Origin of the sequence: Phaeocystidibacter marisrubri (genome assembly GCF_008933165.1) — a bacterium.
Taxonomy (GTDB): domain Bacteria; phylum Bacteroidota; class Bacteroidia; order Flavobacteriales; family Schleiferiaceae; genus Phaeocystidibacter; species Phaeocystidibacter marisrubri.
In genome coordinates, this window is record NZ_WBVQ01000001.1 from 1,456,526 (window position 1) to 1,479,082 (window position 22,557).

Annotated in this window: 20 protein-coding genes and 2 tRNA genes; 12 read left to right on the forward strand and 10 right to left on the reverse strand. The window is 44.7% G+C overall.

What is annotated here, in order from left to right:
- Position 1 precedes the first annotated feature (1 nt).
- Both F8C82_RS06505 and F8C82_RS06510 read right to left on the reverse strand, forming a co-directional pair.
- Positions 2-1,081 (reverse strand): alkane 1-monooxygenase, encoded by a 1,080-nt coding sequence (locus tag F8C82_RS06505; RefSeq protein WP_151692736.1) that lies wholly within the window; start codon positions 1,079-1,081, stop codon positions 2-4.
- A gap of 136 nt (positions 1,082-1,217) precedes the next feature.
- A complete protein-coding gene (locus F8C82_RS06510) occupies positions 1,218-2,228 on the reverse strand; it encodes a 3-oxoacyl-ACP synthase III family protein (RefSeq protein WP_151692737.1) in 1,011 nt (336 codons plus the stop codon).
- A gap of 182 nt (positions 2,229-2,410) precedes the next feature.
- Here F8C82_RS06510 and htpG point away from each other — a divergent pair, with 182 nt between their 5' ends.
- The 3 genes from htpG (at position 2,411) to F8C82_RS06525 (ending at position 6,327) form a co-directional block, all read left to right on the forward strand.
- Positions 2,411-4,288: a molecular chaperone HtpG gene (htpG, locus tag F8C82_RS06515; protein WP_151692738.1), complete on the forward strand. Its 1,878-nt coding sequence runs from the start codon at positions 2,411-2,413 to the stop codon at positions 4,286-4,288.
- A 105-nt stretch (positions 4,289-4,393) separates the two neighbouring features.
- Positions 4,394-5,398, forward strand: a complete 1,005-nt coding sequence (locus F8C82_RS06520) for a hypothetical protein (RefSeq protein WP_151692739.1) — start codon at positions 4,394-4,396, stop codon at positions 5,396-5,398.
- A gap of 77 nt (positions 5,399-5,475) precedes the next feature.
- A complete protein-coding gene (locus tag F8C82_RS06525) occupies positions 5,476-6,327 on the forward strand; it encodes a DUF2911 domain-containing protein (protein ID WP_151692740.1) in 852 nt (283 codons plus the stop codon).
- Between the two features lie 53 nt (positions 6,328-6,380).
- Here the strand turns inward: F8C82_RS06525 and F8C82_RS06530 are convergent, their stop codons facing one another.
- The gene (locus tag F8C82_RS06530) at positions 6,381-7,046 is read right to left on the reverse strand and encodes a MarR family winged helix-turn-helix transcriptional regulator (protein ID WP_151692741.1); all 666 of its coding nucleotides are present in this window, start codon (positions 7,044-7,046) and stop codon (positions 6,381-6,383) included.
- A gap of 90 nt (positions 7,047-7,136) precedes the next feature.
- Between F8C82_RS06530 and F8C82_RS06535 the strand changes: the two genes are divergently transcribed.
- The 7 genes from F8C82_RS06535 (at position 7,137) to F8C82_RS06565 (ending at position 16,013) form a co-directional block, all read left to right on the forward strand.
- On the forward strand, positions 7,137-9,497 hold the full coding sequence (locus F8C82_RS06535) for a TonB-dependent receptor (RefSeq protein WP_151692742.1): 2,361 nt from the start codon (positions 7,137-7,139) through the stop codon (positions 9,495-9,497).
- A gap of 86 nt (positions 9,498-9,583) precedes the next feature.
- Positions 9,584-10,978: a sensor histidine kinase gene (locus F8C82_RS06540; protein WP_151692743.1), complete on the forward strand. Its 1,395-nt coding sequence runs from the start codon at positions 9,584-9,586 to the stop codon at positions 10,976-10,978.
- Positions 10,975-12,636 (forward strand): FAD-dependent oxidoreductase, encoded by a 1,662-nt coding sequence (locus F8C82_RS06545; protein ID WP_151692744.1) that lies wholly within the window; start codon positions 10,975-10,977, stop codon positions 12,634-12,636. The genes F8C82_RS06540 and F8C82_RS06545 overlap by 4 nt, the downstream gene beginning before the upstream one ends.
- Positions 12,633-13,559, forward strand: coding sequence for a bestrophin family protein (locus F8C82_RS06550; RefSeq protein WP_151692745.1), 927 nt, complete (start codon positions 12,633-12,635; stop codon positions 13,557-13,559). Before F8C82_RS06545 ends, F8C82_RS06550 begins: the two co-directional genes overlap by 4 nt.
- Before the next feature lie 21 nt (positions 13,560-13,580).
- Positions 13,581-14,753: an ergothioneine biosynthesis protein EgtB gene (egtB, locus tag F8C82_RS06555; RefSeq protein WP_151692746.1), complete on the forward strand. Its 1,173-nt coding sequence runs from the start codon at positions 13,581-13,583 to the stop codon at positions 14,751-14,753.
- Positions 14,750-15,721, forward strand: coding sequence for an L-histidine N(alpha)-methyltransferase (gene egtD / locus F8C82_RS06560; protein WP_151692747.1), 972 nt, complete (start codon positions 14,750-14,752; stop codon positions 15,719-15,721). Before egtB ends, egtD begins: the two co-directional genes overlap by 4 nt.
- A 10-nt stretch (positions 15,722-15,731) precedes the next feature.
- The gene (locus F8C82_RS06565) at positions 15,732-16,013 is read left to right on the forward strand and encodes a DUF427 domain-containing protein (protein ID WP_151692748.1); all 282 of its coding nucleotides are present in this window, start codon (positions 15,732-15,734) and stop codon (positions 16,011-16,013) included.
- 2 nt (positions 16,014-16,015) lie between these two features.
- Here the strand turns inward: F8C82_RS06565 and F8C82_RS06570 are convergent, their stop codons facing one another.
- The 3 genes from F8C82_RS06570 to F8C82_RS06580 all read right to left on the reverse strand — a co-directional run bounded on the left by F8C82_RS06570 (position 16,016) and on the right by F8C82_RS06580 (position 18,138).
- Complete coding sequence (locus tag F8C82_RS06570) at positions 16,016-16,963, reverse strand: epimerase (RefSeq protein WP_151692749.1); 948 nt, start codon at positions 16,961-16,963, stop codon at positions 16,016-16,018.
- 11 nt (positions 16,964-16,974) lie between these two features.
- A complete protein-coding gene (locus F8C82_RS06575) occupies positions 16,975-17,574 on the reverse strand; it encodes a hypothetical protein (protein ID WP_151692750.1) in 600 nt (199 codons plus the stop codon).
- Positions 17,575-17,637: 63 nt separating this feature from the next.
- Entirely contained in the window at positions 17,638-18,138 is a 501-nt protein-coding gene (locus F8C82_RS06580; protein WP_151692751.1) for a GbsR/MarR family transcriptional regulator, read from the reverse strand.
- Positions 18,139-18,250: 112 nt separating this feature from the next.
- Here F8C82_RS06580 and F8C82_RS06585 point away from each other — a divergent pair, with 112 nt between their 5' ends.
- Positions 18,251-18,454 (forward strand): hypothetical protein, encoded by a 204-nt coding sequence (locus F8C82_RS06585; RefSeq protein ID WP_151692752.1) that lies wholly within the window; start codon positions 18,251-18,253, stop codon positions 18,452-18,454.
- A gap of 246 nt (positions 18,455-18,700) precedes the next feature.
- Here the strand turns inward: F8C82_RS06585 and F8C82_RS06590 are convergent.
- The 4 genes from F8C82_RS06590 to F8C82_RS06605 all read right to left on the reverse strand — a co-directional run bounded on the left by F8C82_RS06590 (position 18,701) and on the right by F8C82_RS06605 (position 21,340).
- Positions 18,701-18,774, reverse strand: a tRNA-Asp gene (locus F8C82_RS06590).
- 173 nt (positions 18,775-18,947) lie between these two features.
- Positions 18,948-19,021: transfer RNA gene (locus F8C82_RS06595), tRNA-Asp, on the reverse strand.
- A 127-nt stretch (positions 19,022-19,148) separates the two neighbouring features.
- Complete coding sequence (locus F8C82_RS06600; RefSeq protein ID WP_151692753.1) at positions 19,149-20,081, reverse strand: DUF58 domain-containing protein; 933 nt, start codon at positions 20,079-20,081, stop codon at positions 19,149-19,151.
- A 26-nt stretch (positions 20,082-20,107) separates the two neighbouring features.
- On the reverse strand, positions 20,108-21,340 hold the full coding sequence (locus F8C82_RS06605) for an ABC transporter permease (protein WP_170266176.1): 1,233 nt from the start codon (positions 21,338-21,340) through the stop codon (positions 20,108-20,110).
- 31 nt (positions 21,341-21,371) lie between these two features.
- Here F8C82_RS06605 and F8C82_RS06610 point away from each other — a divergent pair, with 31 nt between their 5' ends.
- On the forward strand, positions 21,372-22,535 hold the full coding sequence (locus F8C82_RS06610) for an exo-beta-N-acetylmuramidase NamZ family protein (RefSeq protein ID WP_170266177.1): 1,164 nt from the start codon (positions 21,372-21,374) through the stop codon (positions 22,533-22,535).
- Positions 22,536-22,557 lie beyond the last annotated feature (22 nt).

Below are 22,557 nucleotides of genomic sequence, written 5' to 3' on the forward strand. Positions count from 1 at the left end.
CTCAATTCAACTCTATACCTGTGGTTTTATTCAAGTCGGATTGCAATCGATAATGCGCAACACGCTTGTTCATCACCGCAAACCACAGTGGAGAAATCAAGGCGAGAATCATCATACCGGGATATCCTGTTGGCATTTGCGGAGCCCCATCCCAGTGGTTTAAGGTGGGATACTTTTTTGCAGGTTGATAATGATGATCACTGTGACGGCTCAATTCGAACAACATCACTCTACCCAATGGGTGACTGGAATTCCAGCTGTGTTCAGGGCCAGCATTCTCGTATCTAAATTCAGAAACCTTCTCTCTTACCAAGCCGTAATGCTCAATGTAATTCACCGTTTCTAACAAAAGGAAACCAATCACGGCAGAAAGGATGTAGTAGAGCGTTGCTGACCCACCAAAAATAGAGTAGATCAAGCCGACAAACCCCAGTTGAAGGAGTGTGAAGCGAACCATTTCGTTGTGAAGTGACCAAGGCGCCCGCTTCTTGCGTTTCATGCGATTAAATTCCAATTTCCACGCCCCTACCCACGATTGAAAACTCGACCGAAACCAAAAGAAATACACAGGTTCATTTAAGCGCGCCGTACTTGGATCGTTGTGTGTAGCCACATTCCTATGATGTCCACGATTATGCTCAATGTAGAAATGTGTGTACAGTGATGTGAGCAAGAGTGCCTTGCTCAAAAACTGATGAAACCGATTGGGATGGTGTCCCAATTCATGTGCGACGTTAATCCCAAACACTCCACACATCAAGCCATAAGCAGAAATTCTTCCAATGAGCGTAGTCGTTTCTAAAGCGGGTTCACGCATCACGAAGAGAAACCAGAGACCAAATCCGTATTGAACGGGAACAGCCAACACTAACAAGAAGTCATACCAAGCATCTTTGGCCTTAATCGCAGCAACTTCCTTCGAATCGTTACGTGTATTTGGCTTGAGAAAGAGCTCCAAAATGGGTAACATCAAGAAGATGTACAAAACGGGAACGAGAGTGAGAACGCCTTCCGAAGTAAAAGACAAAGCCGTAAGTGCTGGCAATGAGTACACCGCGATATACCTCAATTTGTCTGTCATTCTTTCTACGTTCCTTTTGGGTGAATCACTCAAAGTTAAGCGATTAGATTTGAGACTTTATTCTGCTCATTCACTTCTAACAAAAAATCCCCAACTCGTTAATAGCTGGGGATGAATGTTCTATAGTTATTTATACTTACCAACGCATCAAAGCAGAGGCCCAAGTAAATCCAGACCCAAAGGCTGCCAAACAAACGAGGTCACCCTCTTTTACCTTTCCTTCGTTGATGGCCTCCGTAAAGGCTATTGGAATAGAAGCCGCCGTTGTATTTCCATAACGCATAATGTTGTTATACACTCGCGATGGATCCAGTTGCATCTTCTTCATAATAAACTGACTAATGCGAAGATTCGCCTGGTGAGGAACCAATAGATCGATATTTTCCGGTTTAAGTGAATTGGCCTCAAGCGCTTCCATAATCACTTCTTCAAAGCGCGTTACCGCGTGCTTGAACACAAAATTGCCATTCATGTATGGATAGTACGAGGTATTTTCAGGATCGTTTTCCTCAATCAACTTGTCTACCCAATGTGTGGTAGCAGGACCAATTAAGGCCAGTTCCTCGGCGTGTTCACCTTGACTATGGAGATGGGTACTGAGAATCCCTCTCTTCTCATCATTCGATCGGCTTACAATAGCAGCACCTGCTCCATCACCAAAAATCACCGTAACACCTCGTCCACGTGTGGTCTTATCTAAACCACCACTATGTAGTTCAGATCCAATAACCAATACGTTCTTATACATGCCCGACTTTACATACTGATCCGCTACACTGAGAGCATATACAAAACCCGAACACTGATTTCTCACATCAAGCGCGCCTACTTCTTTAATACCTAGGTCACGCTGAACTTGCACCCCCGGTCCAGGGAAATAGTAATCTGGACTCAAAGTTGCGAATACGATGAAGTCAATATCATCTTTTGTAATTCCCGCATTTTCGATAGCCATTTTAGCGGCCTTTACTCCCATGGTGGAAGTTGTATTTCCGTCACCTGGAACCACCCATCGGCGTTCCACAATACCGGTTCTTTCCTGTATCCATTCGTCACTTGTGTCCATCATTTTTGACAGATCATTATTAGTGACCACATTCTCAGGAACGTAATATCCCATTCCTGTGATTCGAGATGTATAACTCATGGTATTTATTGTCTGGGTTTAAGGACAAAGAAAACATTTTCCTATTTGTCAGACACTGTCAGGCCTCTGACGACATTCTGACAGCATTCCGAGGGTATTAGGGTAGTGGCACATCGATTGTTCATCGACGAACAGCCGATTCAAGGTCGGAAAAATATTGTTTACAATTAAATACACATACCATGAGCACCGGCAAGATCAACGTCACCGCGGACAATATCTTCCCGATTATCAAGAAGTTCCTCTACAGCGATCACGAGATATTTCTTCGTGAACTCATTTCAAACGCTGTAGATGCAACTACGAAATTGAAGCAACTCAGCCGGATGGGAGAAGCCCAAGGAGAATTGGGTGACCTTACCATTCAGATTGAGATTGACGAAGAGAACAAGCAGTTGCGCATCATTGATAAAGGTGTGGGTATGACTGCTGAAGAAGTAGACCAGTACATCAACCAACTCGCCTTTTCAGGAGCAGAAGACTTCCTAAAGAAATATGAGGGAAAACTAGATGGAGCCGACATCATCGGTCACTTCGGTTTAGGATTCTATTCGGCATTCATGGTTTCTTCCAAAGTAGAAATCATCACTCGCAGCTACAAAGCGGAAGCCAACGAAGCCGTTCACTGGACCTGTGAAGGAAATCCTGAATTCACCCTTGACACCGTTGAAAAGGCGGAGAGAGGAACAGAAATCATCCTCAATATTGCTGAAGACAGCGAAGAATTCTTGAAGGAATCTCGCATTGGCGAATTGCTCGACAAGTACGCGAAGTTCATGCAAGTTCCGGTTCAATTTGGAACACGTGAGGAAACGGTAAAAGAAGGTGAAGGCGATGACGCTGTAGAAACCAAGGTTACCGTTCCACACATTGTAAACAATACGGAGCCCGCTTGGACCAAATCACCAGCCGATTTAAAAGACGAAGACTACGCACAGTTCTACCGCGAACTCTATCCGATGTCTTTTGAGCAGCCGCTCTTCCACATCCACTTGAATGTGGACTATCCATTCGACCTTACTGGGGTGCTCTTCTTCCCTAGTATCAAGCCGAACATGGAAATTCAAAAGAACAAGATCCAATTGTACCAAAGTCAGGTTTTCGTAACCGACCATGTGGAGGGAATTGTTCCAGATTTCTTGACTTTGTTACATGGGGTTATTGACAGCAAAGACATTCCATTGAATGTGAGCCGCTCTTACCTCCAGAATGATCATAACGTTCGCAAGATCAGTTCACACATCACCAAAAAAGTAGCAGATAAACTCGAGGAGCTCTTTAAAGCCGACCGAGAAGATTTTGCTCAGAAGTGGAACGACATCAAGGTGATTATCGAATACGGTATGCTCAGCGAAGAAAAATTCTTCGACCGTGCTAAGAAATTCGCTTTGATGGTGAACACCAAAGAAGAGAAATTCACCATTGATGAGTACATCGAAAAAGTGGGTGAAAACCAAGTGAACAAGAATGGAGAAACTGTCATTCTTTACACAGCTAACCCAGAAGCTCAACACGGCTTCATCGCCAAAGCGCAAGCGAAAGGGTATGATGTAGTGGTATTGGATAGCCCGCTCACTTCGCACTACATTCAAAAACTTGAATCTTCATACGAAAAATTGAAGTTTGCTCGTGTGGATGCGGATACCATCGACAAGTTGATCGAAAAGGAAGAGAACAATGTTTCTGTTCTTAGCGAGAAGCAGTTGGAAGATTTGAAATCAGCCATGGAAGAGAACGTGAACAAAGCGAAGTTCAATGTTCGTCTAGAAAACATGGACAGTTCCGAGCTTCCGCTTACGATCACCGTTCCTGAATTCATGCGAAGAATGAAGGAAATGCAAGCCACAGGTGGAGGCGGAATGTTTATGGGCGATTTGCCGGAAACCTACGAGTTGATTGTCAACACCAATCACCCGCTTGCCAGCCGCATTCTAGATACGGAAGGAGACGAAAGAGGTACTTTGATTCGCAATGCTACAGACCTTGCGATGCTTCAACAAAACCTTCTTCATGGTGAAGCACTAACTAACTTCATCCAAAGAAGCGTAGACAATCTCTAATTGTCACATTCCATATAACTGCAAAGGCCGACGATTTGTCGGCCTTTTTCTTTTCCCCTCAAATTCACTCTTGTAGCCCATCCACTTTCCCCGTATTTTTGGAGCATGAAGCACATCGCATCCTTTTTCCTTGCTCTCACCCTAGTGGCGTGTTCCTCTTCTCCAGAAGAACCCGCCACCACTTCGTCGGCTCCTGCTAAAAGCAGTACAACAGAAGCTTCTACCGACCCCAAAACGAAAGTCAAAACCCAGGGCGATGTCACTTCCGAAGAAAGAGAAGTAGACAGTACTGCATTGGATTTCTTGATTACACTTTCCGATAATGAAGGTAAACTCCCGCAATTCTGGAAAGAGCGCATCTTATCTAAAAACAGTGAACTAGCATACTTCCTTACAGGGGATTTCAATGTCAATAGAGCATGGTACTGCCGCGATGAAGTTTTCACCACCGTACTGGATTACCACACCAATGTATCGATGGACCAATTGCTTGTCACCTTTTACAAGGGAGATATTGTAGATATGATGACCATTACCCAATCGTCTGATTGTGATGGTGAGCTTTGCCATTCTGAAACACACAATTGGTTAGATGACAACTTGGTAGAAGTGACTGAAACCGACGATTTTCCCGGTGGCCGACACACGGAATCTAAGCGGCAATTTGAGATTATGAAAAATGGGGATATCATCGTTCCCATTAGACATATAGACGTATCCACTGGCTCTGAGGTAAGCTTCCTTGAAGGTTTTGAAGTGGGAAAATCCATTCGTTACAAAGACGAAGGTGGCATAGCAACCACGCGTTTGATGCGTACTGGAGCAACCGACATTGCCTTTGAGATCAATACCAAAGAAGAATACTCTTCTGGTCATGCTGAACTCGAAGCAGGTTCCCAGCCTAGAGAAATGGAAACACCTCTAGGTCCGGTTCAGATGTACGTGTTCAAAGTAATGGCAGAAGAATATACTTTGCCGTGCTTCCATTACATCTACATACCCAGTGAATCGAATGAAGGACTTCCCGATCAAGAGTGGATGTTATGGAAACTGGAAGCAGAATGCACCAACTTTCAACTCATTGACAATCAAACGAGCTGGAAGTATTAACCATAAAGTTGTTTCAACATCAATTTAGATTGGTGCCTTCTTTATACCTTACAGCTCAAATTCGAAAATACACACACATGAAAAAAGTACTCACTTTAGCCCTTTCGCTATTCATTGGAGTAGGTGCATTGGCTCAAGATCTTCCTCAGCGCTCACCAGCGGCAACCACCCAACAGCGCGTTGGTCTTACTGATGTAAAAGTTGAATACTCACGTCCAGCTGTAAGAGGTAGAGAGATTTTTGGAGAACTCGTTCCATTCGGAAAACTATGGAGAACGGGGGCGAACAAAGCCACAAGCATCTCATTCAGCACAGATGTTATCATTGGTGATAACAGCATTGAGAAGGGAACATATTCCATTTTCACTATTCCAAATGAAGGTGAATGGGTGGTTATCCTCAACAGCGAAACTGAACTTTGGGGAATTGACGGATACGATGAAGCAAATGACGTAGCTCGTATTACCGTTGAAACGCAAAAGACAGATGCCAAAGAGAATTTCAGCATCACGGTAGAGAACATCACAGACAACTCAGCCGACATCGTTTTTGCATGGGCTCATACTTCTGCGAGCTTGCCAATTCGCGTAAAAACAAGTGAGCAAGCCATGGCGAACATTACCAAAGCTCTAGAGGAAAACCCTCAAGACTGGAGAGTATACCGCAACGCAGCAAACTATTACTTGACCAACAAAATCGACCTTCCACAAGCACAGAAGTACATGGAGAAATCGTTGGAACTCAACGAAGACAACTGGTATTCACACTTCCTTTATGCAACCATCCTCGCTGAGAATGGCGAAAAAGATGATGCTAAAGACGAGGCAGAAGAAGCTTTGGAAATGGGTCTGGAAGAAGCAGAGAAAGAAGAATCTGAATTCAACTACGCAGGTATGATTCAAGCTTTTATCGAAGGTTTGGAAGACTAAGCACAGAATTCAATCTCCCAAAAATCCCTTTCGAATTCATCGGAAGGGATTTTTTATTTCAAGTATTCCCGTTCTATCACATCGAGGTTGTATTCCTTTTCACAATCATAGATGTTCTTGTGGAAGGAATCCAAAGCACTTAAGACTTCAACGAGCTTGGCCACATCTTCATCTCCCAAATGAGCGCGAACGATCTCTCCCACTCTAGCTAAGTTGGGAAGAACGGAAAAGAAGATTCCCTGACCACCAGGAGTGAGTCGAACGTGTTTGGATCGCTTATCGCTCTCCGCCTGGAAACTCTCAATCATACCGTCCTTTTCAAGACGCTTGATGATATCCATCCCCCCACTTGTCTCACCCACGTTCATTCGAATTAAATCCGACTTCGACAATTCCTTCGCATAGGCCAATGAGGCTACATAGGCAAAGTCATCAGCTGATTTGATCGGTGTTCCGGCAAAAGCCTCCTTCAAATAATACTTGGCGTATTTGTTTAGTCGAGTCAGATAGAAACTGAATGCGGCTTTGGGTTGTGTCTTCTTCATAAAACTCGCTGGATCAAATACGGAGGACTCCTCACTTTTGGGAATGTCCACGTCGAGCTCATCGCCTTTTACCCAGTTCGCAAAGCGAATCGGATCGGCCTCACCTCCACTCTCCACATACTTTTCGATGTGAGGAAGTAATTTTTCAAGAAGCTTGAACTTTTTATCGACCATGTAGTTATTACGAATTCATTGCAAATTTATAAATATTATCGCGAATCTATAATATATTTGTCGCGAATTCATGCCCGAATACTACCAAAGATGAAACAAGCAACAACACTTATTGCCTTTTTAATCACCACGTTATCCTTCGCTCAAGGTGTTATTACCGGTAGGGTTTACGATGCGGGAAACAACGATCCCTTGCCTTCGGCCGCCATTAAAGTGGAAGGCAGTGACGTGGCTACCATTACGGATTTTGACGGGCTGTACACACTGAATGGACTACAACCTGGATTGTACAACATCACAGTGAGCATTTTGGGATACCGAACGCAAACCGAGTACGAAGTTCAAGTAACCAATGCGAAACCCGCAGAAATCAACTTCGCGATGTCGCCTTCTAACGAAGAGCTTGAAGAAGTGACCGTCAGTGCGCAAAACGTCTTCGCAAAGGATGCAGAAGCCCCGGTTTCTCTACAAAAACTAGGAATTAATGAAATTCAACGAAATCCGGGTGGCAATCAGGATATTTCGAGAGTCATTCAAAGTTTACCAGGTGTAGCTTCTAGCGTAGCCTTCCGAAACGACCTCATTATCCGAGGGGGTGGTCCAAATGAAAACCGCTTCTATTTGGATGGAATTGAAATTCCGGCCATCAATCACTTCGCCACACAAGGATCCAGTGGAGGTCCAGTGGGCATGATCAATGTGAACTTCATTCGAGATGTGGATTTTTACACCAGTGCCTTTCCTTCAGACAGAGGAAATGCCTTGAGTTCCGTGATGGAAATCAACCTAAAAGACGGACGACGTGACCGTGTGGGTGGTATTTTCCAAGTAGGAGCAAGTGAAGTAGGTCTAACGCTAGAAGGACCGATTTCAGAAAAAACCACCTTCTTGGTGAGTGCGCGTCAATCGTACTTACAGTTCCTGTTTAGTGTATTGGAATTGCCATTCTTGCCTACGTACAATGACTTCCAGTTCAAAATCAAGTCACAGTTGGCCGACAATCAACAGTTGACCATCTTGGGTCTAGGTGCCATCGACCGATTCAAACTAAACTTGGATGCGAATGAAACAGAGGAGCAGCGATACTTACTCAACTCACTTCCAGTAAACGAACAGTGGAATTACTCCATCGGCGCCAAGTATACTTACTTTCAAGAAAATGGTTTTACCAATGTGGTTTTGAGTCGATTTATGCTCAACAACACAGCATACAAGTACGAAGACAACGATGAAGCAAAGCGACAACTGCTCGATTATCAGAGTCAGGAGATTGAAAACAAACTCCGCATTGAGCAGATTTACAAGAAGGCAACCTGGCAAGGAACTTTTGGTGTCGGCTTTGAAGAGGCGAAGTACAACACTTCTACCCTAGACCGACAAATTCCAAACTTCGAACTTCAGTACGATTCGGACATCCGACTATACAAGTATTCCATCTTTGCCAACTACGCAAAGCGTCTTCTCAACGAACGCTTATCGCTTAGCTTCGGATTGAGAACAGATGCGAATACCTTCTCTTCGAGCATGAACAACCCACTCGATCAACTTTCTCCTCGAATTGCGGTGAGTTATGCGATCAACGACGAATGGTCCATTGATGCCAACTGGGGTATTTACTATCAACTACCTCCCTACACGACCATCGGCTACCGAGACACCACAGGCAACTTGGTCAATACGGATATCAAGTACATTCGCGCAACACACTATGTCCTCGGCGTGAGCAGAACCTTCACTTTCAACGCAAAATTGAGCGTAGAAGGTTTCTACAAACAATACAGTCAATATCCTTTCTTGTATCCTGATTCCATTTCCTTGGCCAACCTTGGTGGAGATTTCGGTGTAGTAGGCAACCGTCCAGCTACCAGTACAAACGACGGTAGAGCCTATGGTATGGAAATCACATGGCAACAAAAACTCTACAAAGGATGGTTTGGTATTGCTGCCTTCACCTTTGTTCGCTCTGAATTTGAAGATCGAAATGAGATTTTGGTACCTGCGAGCTGGGACAATAGGTTCTTAGCTTCCATCACTGCTGGGAAGAAATTCGCAAACAACTGGGAATTGGGTATTCAATATCAATTCTTAGGAGGAACCCCATATACACCTTACGACATCGCAACATCTGCCAATCGTCAGAACTGGGACAACTTAGGTAGAGCCGTTCCAGATTATAGTCGATTGAACACTCTACGTCTCAGCAGCTTTAATCGCTTGAACATTCGCGTGGACAAGAAGTGGTATTTACAACGATTCAACTTGGACGTTTACATCGATATTCAAAATGCTCTAGGCAGTTCTATAGATGGTCAGCCGTACCTAACTCCTGAGGTAGATGCCAATGGAGATCCAGTGATCGATCCAAATGACAACAGTAAATATTTACTCAAAGCACTTCCAAATGCACAAGGAACGGTGGTTCCAAGCATTGGACTCATATTCGAGTTCTAAGTCGAATACAATCCTAAAGGTGGGCCATGGCTCACCTTTTTTTTTGGCCTTGGAAATCCTATATTCAAGGGTTCAACCCACATTGAATGAGCGACTCTGATTTCCTCTTTATCCAAAACCTCTCTCCTTTTATCGACGTCCCTGAATCATCCCTTACATGGATGTATGAAGCAGGCGAAGTATACGAGCTTTCTAAAGGCGAGCACCTTTTTGAAAAGGACGCTCCGGCCAACTACATGCATATCATTATTGAAGGAACCGTTGATGTTTTCCGCGCTCTAGAGAGAGGCAAACAGTTTCTCACGGAAATGGGACCTACCACGCTCACAAGCCAATTGCCCTACTCCCGAATGAAAGTAGGTGGTGCCACGGGAGAAGTAGTGAGCGATAAAGCGCGATTTTTCCGTTTACACATCGACCATTTCCCAACGATGATCCAAGAGCATTACGAACTCACACGAGCCCTTGTGCAACACATGACTTCTCGGGTCCGAAACTACACGCAGCTCCAAACGCAAAACGAAAAGTTGCTGGCATTGGGAAAGCTCAGTGCAGGATTGGCGCACGAATTGAACAATCCCGCATCTGCGATGACACGCAGCGCCTCTGAATTATCGAAACACCTGCTCAAGTCGCCACAAGTTTTCAAGAAGCTCATGCGGGTTGAACTATCCGATGATAAAATTGACGCCATTCAGGATATCCTGCAATCCAAGCTCGCTCAACCCAGTCCATCACTAGCCATGATGCAGCGCAACGAGTTGGAAGAAGACATGGCAGACTGGCTGGAGGCGCACGGTGAAGAAAACGGTTTCGAATACGCTGAACACCTTGTAGAATTTGGGTTCACTACTTCAGAAATGGAGGAACTCTATAACTTGACTGGAGCAAATAACATTCGTTACACGCTGCACTGGTTAAACGACCAGCTTCAAGTGGTAAGAATGGTCTCTGAAATCGAAAACGCTTCCAAGCGAATCGGTGATCTTGTGGGAAGTATCAAGCGGTATTCTCACATGGATAGAGATCTTGATCGACAGCCCGTAGATATCAATGCGGGTATTCAATCTACCCTGACACTGATGGCTCATAAATGCAGAAAGAACCGAGTAACAGTAGATGCCAAGCTCGATGAAAACCTCCCTCCCATCCAAGGCCTACCAGGGGAACTCAATCAAGTATGGACCAATTTGATTGACAATGCACTGGATGCCATGGAGATAAATGGAGGTTATTTACGCATTCAAACCCAGCAGGATGACCATCTCATCAAAGTGTCCGTAAGCGACACAGGACCGGGAATTCCCGAAGATGTGATGAAGCATATTTACGAACCCTTCTACACCACAAAACCTCAGGGAAAAGGAACCGGACTAGGACTGGACATCACGCGTAAAATCATCGAACGTCACCACGCCCAAATCCGTGTAGAATCTCAGCCGGGAAACACAACATTTCGTATCACCTTCACTAAAGAATGAACACCAAACTACCTTATATATTTGCCGTTGACGATGACCCACAGGTGAGTCGAGCTATTCATCGAGACTTGAGAAATCGGTATAAATCCGATTACAAAGTATTGAGTTCAACGTCCATTTCCGAATCGATGGAAGCCCTTCAGGAACTGAAGAACAGCGGTGTTGAAATTGCACTCTTCCTCAGTGACCAACGCATGCCTGAAATGTTGGGCGTCGATTTTCTCGCAAAAGCCAGAAAGTTCTTCCCAAAAGCAAGGAGAGTATTACTCACCGCCTATTCCGATACGGAAGCAGCCATTCGATCCATCAATGAAGCAGAGATCGATTACTACTTGCTAAAACCGTGGGACCCACCTGAAGAGCGACTGTATCCCATTTTAGATGACTTGCTCGACGACTGGCAATCGGCCCGGGTTGAACGTCACCAAGGTCTGCGGGTTATCGGGTCCAATCATCACCCTAAATCCCACACAATTAAAGACTTCTTGAGTTCCAACCTCTTTCCGTATTCGTGGATGGATATTCGAAGTGATGCGGCCATTGAATTGTTGGAAATCAACAAACTCGACCCACAAGGGCCACATGTATTCTTTGAGGATGGTAGTTACATCACCAATCCTGAAGTACAGCACATTGCCGACAAAATCGGTCTACATTCCAGTGCCTCGAGTGAGATTTACGACTTGGCCATTATTGGAGCTGGTCCAGCGGGTTTGGCCGCAGGTGTTTACGGTGGATCCGAAGGATTGGAAACCTTGTTAATTGAACGACATGCACCTGGTGGACAAGCCGGAACGAGCTCCAGAATAGAAAACTATCTCGGCTTTCCCAAGGGCCTTTCCGGTCAAGATTTGTCCAGAAGAGCCATCACTCAGGCCACGCGATTTGGGGTTGAATTCCTATCACCTGCTGAAGTTGAACACATCATTCCAGGTACTCCATTGAAAACGCTGAAATTGGCCAATGGAAATGACATTTACGCCAGATCCATCATTATAACTACCGGTGTTTCCTATCGTCAGTTGGATACCCCAGGCGTGGTGAAATTAACAGGTGCAGGAGTATACTACGGCGCAGCTACCACAGAGGCAGCCACTTGTGCGGATGCTGATGTCTTTGTAATTGGTGGAGGAAATTCAGCGGGGCAGGGAGCCGTATACCTCAGTCGATTTGCCAAGAAAGTCCACATTGTTGTCCGTAAAAACGACTTGAGCTCTAGCATGAGTAGCTATCTCATCGATCAAATTAACTCCATAGAAAACATCGAATTAATTGGATCTCATCAACTCGTGGAGGCAAAAGGAGACCAACAACTCCGCTCCCTTATTTTTGAGAATATTCATACAGGTGAACAAAGAGAATACAACGCGAAGGCACTATTCATTTTCATTGGAGCCAAACCTTACACCGAGTGGATTACAGCCCCCATACTGCGTGATGAGAAGGGATTCATCTGTACTGGAGTGGATTTACTCAATGCCCCAGAATTTATTCAGAATTGGGACTTAAGGCGCGATCCTTATCCCCTAGAAACCAGTATTCCTGGCATCTTTGCCGCTGGTGATGTGAGAAGTGGTGCCATGAATCGAGTCGCTTCTGCCGTTGGCGAAGGAGCCATGGCTGTAAGTTTTGTTCACCGATATTTAAGTGAAATATGATTATTTATAAAACCAACAAGCACTGGTTTAAAGACATAGGGCATCTAGCGAAGAGTTGGACCATGATCAAAGTGATGCGAGCCGTCTTGATGATTGGAGCATTCACCACTGTTGTAGTCCTCGTACATACCTATGTGCACGAACTCAATTTGCGCGATGTTGGCGGGGTGTTTTCCCTACTCGGGATTGTCCTTTCCATCCTCCTGGTATTCCGAACCAATTCAGCCTACGACCGATGGTGGGAAGGACGTAAACAATGGGGGGCTTTGGTGAACAATTGCAGAAACCTTGCCCTCTACTGTTATGTGCATCTTCCTTCAGATGATCGTCCGACGAAAATGCGCCTTGCCCGCGACATCGGGAATTTCTGTTTGGCCTTTGTTGAACACTTGCGAGAAGGAACCAAAACTGAGGATTTGAAAGGACTCAACGACGTTGAAATAGCTCGTTATCAATCTGTTCAACACATTCCCAACGAGATCTCAAAAGAGATTTATGCCACCATTCATGAATCGTATAAAGACGGTCGAATTACAGGAGAAGACCTCCTGAACATTCATCAAATGCACAAAGCCTTACTCGATATTCTCGGTGCATGTGAAAGAATCAAGAAAACGCCTATTCCTTTTAGCTACAACGTTTACCTTAAAGTATTCATCACCGCATACGGCTTGCTTCTCCCCTTTGCCCTACTCAGTACTTTGGGCTTTTGGACCATTCCCGCAGTGATGTTCGTCTTCTTTGCTTTTATCGGAGTAGAGATGATGGGTGAAGAGATTGAAGATCCCTTCGGATTGGATTGCAATGACCTTCCAACCGGAACCATCGCAAACACCATTCGAGAAAATGTGTTTAACTTGATGGAAGTACCTCATGAACATTGGGAAAAACATCCTGAAGTTCTATACGAGAAAGTTTTTTAACCCTCATACGTCTGAGAGTTTATGAGTTTACGCGAGCGCTATTTTTCTATTCGCGATAGGACACTTGCTATTTGCAAACCCCTAAGCATTGAAGACCACCTCATGCAACCCATAATGGATGTGAGTCCGCCTAAATGGCACCTGGCACACACCACCTGGTTCTTCGAAAGCTTCATCCTGAACAAGTATGTGGAAGGATATGTAGTGTTTGACGAGCGGTTCCCCTTCTATTTCAACAGCTACTACCAGAGCATGGGGGAACGACAAGAGCGGGACAAACGAGGTTTACTCACTCGCCCTACCACCGAAAAAATCTACGCATACCGCGAGTACGTAGATGAACATATGTCGGAGTTATTAAAAACACCTTCAGATGTCATCTCTGGACTTGTGGAAATCGGTCTTAATCACGAACAACAGCACCAAGAGTTGTTGTTAACCGATATCAAATACAGCCTCTATTCACAACCGTTTCACCCCGTGTATAGCGCAGAGCCACTCATCCAAGATGCTCGAGCTCTGCCCAGTGAATCGAAAGAGTGGATTTCCATCCCCGAAGGAACCTATCAGATTGGACATGACGAAGATGGATTTGCCTTTGACAATGAATGTAAGAGACACACCGTCTACCTTCACAAATACTCCATTTCTAGCTCACCCATCACTAATGGTGAATTCATCGAATTCATTGAATCGGGCGGTTATTCCCAGTTCCAACATTGGCACGATGAAGGTTGGGCATGGGTGAATAGAGAGAACGCACAACTACCTCTCTACTGGGAGAAGCAAGGCGATGCGTATATGCACTTCACCTTGCGCGGACTTGAGCCGGTAGATCCCAATGCTATACTCCAACACGTCAACTACTACGAAGCTGCGGCTTATGCAGCTTGGCGCGGAGGCCGACTACCTACCGAAGCGGAATGGGAAGTGGCAAGCGAACATTTCAGTTGGGGAGACGTTTGGGAATGGACCAATAGTGCTTATCTACCCTATCCCGGATATCAAAAACCAGAGGGCGCCATTGGAGAATACAACGGGAAGTTCATGATCAATCAAATGGTATTGAGAGGAGCTTCCATAGCAACATCACCTAATCACAGCCGACACACCTACAGAAACTTCTTTCACCCCCATCTTCAATGGCAATTTAGCGGGATGAGATTGGTGAAAGATGAAACGCAAAAATTATGAATAAGACCACAGCTCTGAACGGATTTGCGAAAGATATCCATCAGGGACTTACTTCTACTCCAAAGACACTTCCGTCTAAGTACTTCTATGATTCCGACGGCGATAAGCTGTTCCAGTCTATTATGTCCATGCCCGAATACTACTTAACGGATTGTGAATTTGAAATTTTCAACCATCAAGCGAGTGCAATTTTAGATGCCATTGCTCCCCACAAAAGGCCCTTCAATTTGATTGAACTTGGAGCGGGAGATGGCAGTAAAACCAGGGTGTTGCTCGACCACTTTCAGAAAGCTGGAGTAGATTTCACCTATTGTCCGGTAGACATCTCTCCAGACATCCTCAATGAACTCGAAGAGAAGCTAAGAGAAGAACTGCCCAACATCCAAGTTGAGTTACTTGCTGGCGATTATTTCGAACTCCTCAACAACAAAATTGGCAAGTTTGAAGGCAGAAATGTCTTCTTGTTTCTTGGAAGCACCATTGGAAATTACTCCTATAAAAAGTCCATAGAATTCCTTCAGAAGTTGCGAGCGGGAATGCGCGGAGAAGATCAACTTTTAATGGGGGCTGATTTAAAGAAAGATCCCTCAATTATTCTAAGTGCATATAATGACGCACACGGCATCACCAAAGAGTTTAACTTCAATCTACTCCGCAGAATTAATCGTGAACTAGACGCTGATTTCAACGAAGCGAACTGGATGCATTGGCCTACATACAATCCCGAAACAGGTGAAGCTCGAAGCTATCTGGTCTCCCGTGTGAAGCAAACCGTTCACATGAAGGCCATAGATGAAGTGTATCACTTTAAGGCTTGGGAAGAAGTACACACGGAAATTTCCAGAAAGTTCGGATTAGACGACTTACAACAACTGGCCAATGAGACCGGATTTGAAGTGGTCGATCATTTCTTTGACTGTAAACACTACTTTGTAGATACGCTCTGGAAGCCTACTAATCACTCCTAAAACAAGAGTTATGAAAGCAATTTGGAAGGGTACGGTACTCGCTGAAAGCGATGATACCATCATCATTGAGAACAACCATTACTTCCCGCCTAATTCGATTAAGTCCGAACACTTCAAGTCGTCCGACACCCATTCTACTTGTCCGTGGAAAGGCACAGCCAGCTACTACGATGTAGTGGTTGAAGGTGAAACCAACGCCGATGCTGCGTGGTATTACGATTCACCTAAAGACGCCGCCAAAGAGATCAAGGACTATGTGGCCTTTTGGAAAGGCGTAGACGTTGTGGAATAAGGCTACAATTGCCAATCGTACTTGGTTCGCATCTCTCCTGATTTATCTGGACGTTCTTCCAGTTCCTTCAACGCCGCTTCATACACGGGGTACCGGAACTCAAACTTTTCGTCGGCGAGTCGGCTGGAGCGTACATTTCTGCTCTTAAGCAATAACTCAGATTCCGTTCGAAGGAAGAACGCACCGATTTCAATCATCCACTCGGGGAGATTGACAAGTGGATACGACGCTTGACGAGAAGCAGAATTCGACAAGAATTCACGAATTGTGCAAGGTTCGGCTGCCAGATTGTACACCCCTTTACAGTCTTCTGTTTTAGCGAGATATACAAGCACACGCTTCAAGTCATATTCGTGAATCCATGAAAACTTCACATTCCTGCTTCCAAATCCACGAATGCCGAAGCGAGCCAAGGTTCTAAATTGAGGATAAGCCCCTCCATCTCTTCCCAGTACTATGGATGTTCGGAGGAGAACGCCTCTTGTTTCAGCTGGCAAGTGATCGACAAAGGTTCGTTCCCATTTGGCAGCGAGGTCTACAGAAAACCCACTGCCCAAGTCGCCATACTCATCCCAAGGCTCTCCCATGGAATCTGCGTAAATAGTAGCTGTGCTCATCTGAAGCCAGGTACGAGGAGGTTGAACACAATGCGTCATCGCTTTTCCAAGTGTTTGTGTGGGAATAAGGCGCGAATCGTACAGGCGCTCCTTTACACTTGGGGTATATCGAGCATCCACCGACTCACCCGCAAGGTTCAGCACAACATCTGCTCCCTCTAGCACGGAGATAATCTCCTGGTGATCTGCACCTGACCATTTGTGGTAGGAAACGTTCTCGTAATCCTCGCTATTTGAACGTGAAAGAATAACCACTTGAAAGCCCAAGTGCGATAAGTAAGTGGACACCGCTTTACCTATGTATCCCGATCCACCGGCTATAATCCATTTCATACGAGTAGGTTTTAAATTAGAGGAGAGTGATTCTTCATTCTTCGAAAAATGGATAGTTCCGAATTCTGTAAAATCAAGCTGAACATTCCTGCAAAAAATCCGATGAACGGTAAAATAAAGAAGGGATAAAAGAGCAAGTCTATCAACCAACGTTCATTGACCAACAAAGTAGTGACGAAGAGTGCCAACAGCGTGGAAGTATAGACGACCCATGGGAGCCATTCCCCCCTATTTTGAATCAAACGAATCGCCAAAGGAAGCACCATTGTGATGATGTAGACCCAGAAGACGAAATTCATGACATCCATATCCATTCGTCGGTTCATCCCATCAGATACAAAGAGATCCACAATTCTCCCAACTACATAATACATCCCTATGATTCCCAGAACATTTTCATAACGATCTCGCGTTTGTCCTATATCAACCTGATATACTACTCTTACCCACAAAGCATCGAGAACCTGCACATAGCCAAAGACCAATAAACAGGTGACAAAAACGTAGAAAGAAATGTAGCCAATACTGCTTCCAACTGCACTCACAATCATTCCTGCAATCAGTAGGTACTGAAAGAGAATGAGGGCACTTTTACGTTTGACTGAACTCACAGGATTCATAACTTTCAATATTTTTTGAAACTTTGAACTCAAAAAAGAGGAGTGAAGCACTCCTTAAACTCTCAACTTGCGAATGGCCTTGACTAGGAAATTATCGGCTGCGGAGGTTAGCATTCCCAGAACTTGAACCGCTTCACTCGTCACTTTGTCGATATCCGTAATGACCTTTTTAAACTCCGTCACTTCTGGCGTATCACCTTCCACTCCTTTCAGCAACATCAACTGGTCTTTCACCGTATCCAATTCTCTTCGTTTGCGTTCATCGGCGATGCGCTTCGCCACAATCCACAAATCTTTCTCTGCTCGGAAATAGTCCTTTCTATCTCCTTTCAAGATATCTCTGTACACGAGGCCCCAGTCCACCAATCCCCGAAGGTTCATATTGGCATTCCCTCTTGAAATTCCTAGCTCTTCCATTACCTCATCGGTAGAGAGCGGACTTGGACTGATCAACAAAAGCGCATGAACTTGCGCCATAGTGCGGTTAATGCCCCACTGCGACCCTAAAGTTCCCCAGGTCTGAATAAATCTTTCTTTGGCTTGCTGAAATTCCATGACACAAAGATAAAAGTGTTTTTCTAATTTTCAATATTTTCTGAAAATAAAATCATTAAGAATCTAAATACTATGTCATGCGCATCGGTTTTTGTACCTTCAAAAGAAAACCATGAAGCGCATTACACAGATACTCCAAGAGATCAACTCCATCACACTAGAAATCGAAGAAAAGTATCCGGAGCTTTATCAATTCTTAGACGAAAACCCCATCACCCTGAGCAATGATAAGGCAGTAGACATAGAGATGTTTACAGATTATCGCAATACGCTAAAAGAGCAGTTGGAGATGTACAAGGCTTCGCACAAAGAATAAACCTTAGACTAGAATCATCTTAATGAATTCACTATTTGTTCAAGATATTAAATTGCTAAAGAGCAGTTCTTGACTAACTTTTTCAACGAATCTCGTAGTAGAAGCTGAACAACTTGTGCTGTAAGACTACTCGACCTCATGGAGCACTTTTGAGGACGATCTGATGTCGAAACTTTATCAATTTGGAAGATCCGAGAATGGAATAGGTGGAAACAAAAAAAGGGAAGCATTTTGCTTCCCTTTTTGCGGTGCGGACGGGACTCGAACCCGCGACCCCCGGCGTGACAGGCCGATATTCTAACCAACTGAACTACCGCACCAGTGTTGTAATTCACTCGCTACTTGCGCAACGAGGGGGGCAAATATACGATTGCATTTGAACTCTCCAAGTGATTTGTGAAAAAAGAGAGCGTTTCTACTTCCCTTTCCATTCTCTAGTCCAGATTCTCTCTTTTGAAAAAGAAAAAAGGGAAGCAAAATGCTTCCCTTTTAGCGGTGCGGACGGGACTCGAACCCGCGACCCCCGGCGTGACAGGCCGATATTCTAACCAACTGAACTACCGCACCAATTAGGATCTGTGATTACATTGCTGTAATGCGGGGCAAATATACAACGGTTTTCATTCGTGTCAAGTGTCAGACAATAAAAAATTGAAATTTCTTTAAGCCGCGCCAATAGGGGCTTCCAGCGATTTCAATACAACTTTCTGCGCTTCAATAAGTAAGGAAGCAAAACCGCATTGTATCCTTCTCGAATATTTGCCTCTACCCAATCGATTTTAAAGAGCCCACATTGGGTCTTTATTTCCTGTATAAGGGCACTTCGCTTTTCCACATAGGTTTCTCGAATGGACTCAGGATGTAGCTTGACTTCCTCCCCTGTTTCCAAATCGACGAACTTGTACGGCTTGTTTCCGAAGCTAAATTCACGTTCTAACACGCCGTCTTCTACGTGAAGTAGTATCACTTCGTGCTTGTTGTATCTCAAATGTTGTAGGGCTTCCATTAGCTCGTCGCCTTCACTGCTTGCGCGCTCTAAAAAGTCAGAGAAGATAATCACTAACGATCTTCGATGAAGTCGCTCTGCCAATAAATGGAGCTGCGGTGCCAATGCTGTACTCTTCTTCTCGTTTCCACCTCGCAGCACTCCCGCCAATTGTGTGAGCAGCATGTGGTGATGCGCTCTATTGGTCTTGGCTTGTGTATGAATCTCTATCTCGTCATTTATGGTGGTGAGACCAACGGCATCTCTCTGCCGTCTTAATAAATTCATCAGTGCGGCAGCACCGTATACCGAAAAGGCCATCTTGTTGGGATCTTTGAACCCCATTGCGCCCTCTTCTGGAAAGAACATAGATCCGGAAGTATCCAGTACAATCTGACAACGCAAATTGGTTTCTTCCTCGTAGCGCTTCACGAACATTTTATCCGTTCGTGCAAAGAGTTTCCAATCGATGTGACGGGTAGATTCGCCGGTATTGTAAAGGCGATGCTCGGCAAATTCAACAGAGAAACCATGATAGGGACTCTGATGAAGTCCTGTGATAAACCCCTCCACCACTTGTCGAGCCAAGAAGTCGAGTCGTTCAAAGTCGCGTATACTATGTAAGTCTACATGTTCAGCCATTCCTGAAATGTCGCAATTCTATTTTCTTAATCAAACCGAAGGGCCTTGGCCGGACGAATTCTCATTACCATGTAACTCGGTGCCAACATGGCTAAAAGGCAAACGACAAACGTTCCTAAATTCAACAGAAGTATGTATCCCCAATCCAAGAGTACAGGAGCTACATTGACGTAGTATGTCGCCGGATCAAGTTCTACAAACCCCCAATATTGTTGAGCTAGGCAGATGCCGATGCCTATCACATTTCCCAAAAAGAGTCCGCGTAAAATCAAGTACATGCTCTGAAACAAGAAAATTCTGCGGATGTCTCTATCGTTTCCACCAATCGATTTGAGAATTCCAATGGTGCGAACTCGCTCTAGAATGAGAATGAGTAAAGCACTAATCATATTGATGCTGGCCACCACGAGCATAATTCCGATAATCAAGTATATGTTGATATCGAACAATGCCAACCACTGGAACATCTGTGAATTTTCACGCCTTACCGAGGTTGCATCCATATTGAATGGAATGCTTTGATGCAGCTGTGCCGTTCGTTCATCCAGTTGGTCGAAGTCATCTATAAAAACTTCAAACCTTCCCGCTTCATCGTCTTTCCAATCATTCAAACCCCGAATTAAATCCAGATCTGAAATAACATAGAGTCGATCGAATTCTTCCAACCCAGTATTGTAAATACCTGAGACAATAAGATATCGAGTAAGTGGAGGTTTAGGAGCTTCGCGAATGAAGTAAACTTCAACCTCGTCTCCAGTTTGAATTTTTAGACGATTCGCTGTAGATCTTGAAATCAAAATAGAATCACTTTCGTGGAAGTCGCGATAAGACGGAATGACGCCCTCTTCAAGAGCATCCCGAAAGAAATCCCAGTTGTATTCAGGCCCTACTCCTTTCAGAGCTACCCCCTCAAAATCATCATCAGCTACTAAAATTCCCGCTTTCTGGGCGGTTCGTTGAATATGAGTAAATCCAGATAATTCCGTGATATCGGGATAAAATTCGATGTGAGTGTTGATGGGCTTGTCTTCGTAAGATAAATTCGCATCATAGGGTTGTATCTGAATATGTCCAGAGAAGCCTATAATTTTATCTTTGATTCGTTCTTGAAGACCGATACCCGTTGCAACGGCCAAAATCATCAATACCATTCCCAAGGCAATTGCCGTTATGGATACCGTGATCACCGGCCCAGTAACAGCTTTACCGGCTTTTTCTGAACGAACCAATCTTTTGGCAACAAACCACTCCCAGCGCATGAATCTAAATTTCGACGCTAAAGATATACAAATGCGAACCCTAGCTACCATCGTTTTTACTACGATCTTCTGTTTTCTTGGATTTGCACAGCAAGAACCTACACCGGCGGCCGACATCCCCGGGGCTTGGTTGGGACAAGTGCGGAATAAAACGGTAGCGGTTGTTGCTAACCCTACTTCTATGTCTAAGGACATGCATTTGGTAGACCGATTGGTGGCTAATGGCGTTACCGTAAAACGCGTCTTTGCGCCAGAGCACGGGTTTCGTGGCGATCATGCTGCGGGTGAACACGTGAGTAGTGATGTGGATAGCAAAACAGGGATTCCCATCGTAAGTCTATATGGAAATCACAAGAAACCTACTCTGGAAGAGGTGGTAGATGTAGACCTTGTCATTTTTGACATTCAAGATGTGGGCGTTCGTTTCTATACCTACATTTCTACCATGACTTACGTGATGGAAGCCTGTGCCGAAGCAGGGGTCACCTTTTTGGTTCTCGACCGCCCCAATCCCAATGGAAACTTCGTTGACGGCCCTGTGCTAAAAAGTGAATTTTCCAGTTTTGTAGGTCTACACCCTGTTCCCATTGCTCATGGAATGACTGTTGGCGAGTACGCTAAAATGGTGAAAGGAGAAGGCTGGATTGAAAATGCGGAGAAGCTTTCCCTGCTCGTTTCCCCTTGTTTGTTTTACGAGCACGACGACACCTATTCTCTACCCATTACCCCTTCTCCAAACTTGCCAAACGATGCAAGCATTGCACTTTACCCAAGCCTCTGTTTGTTTGAAGGGACACCCGTAAGCATTGGAAGAGGAACCGACGAGCCATTCCAATGGATTGGAGCACCTTGGTTTCCTGATCAAAGTGAATCATTCACCCCTAAATCTGTTCCTGCGGCACCTCATCCCAAATTTGAGAATGAAGTCTGCTACGGTGTGAACGTACAATCTTTCGGTTCCAATTACCTGCGCAGTCATGGTGGCATCTATCTTTTTTGGTTGATTGAAGCCTATAACAACTACGATCAAAGTGAAGGGCCCTTCTTTACGCCATTCTTCAGTAAATTAGCAGGAACGGATGAACTCCAAAAGCAAATTGAAGCGGGAATGACAGAAGAACAAATACGCGCCTCTTGGCAACCTGATCTCGATGCCTTCAGAGCGATTCGTTCCAAGTATCTTTTATACAATTAAACCCGCCGCTCTTTTGGTATTG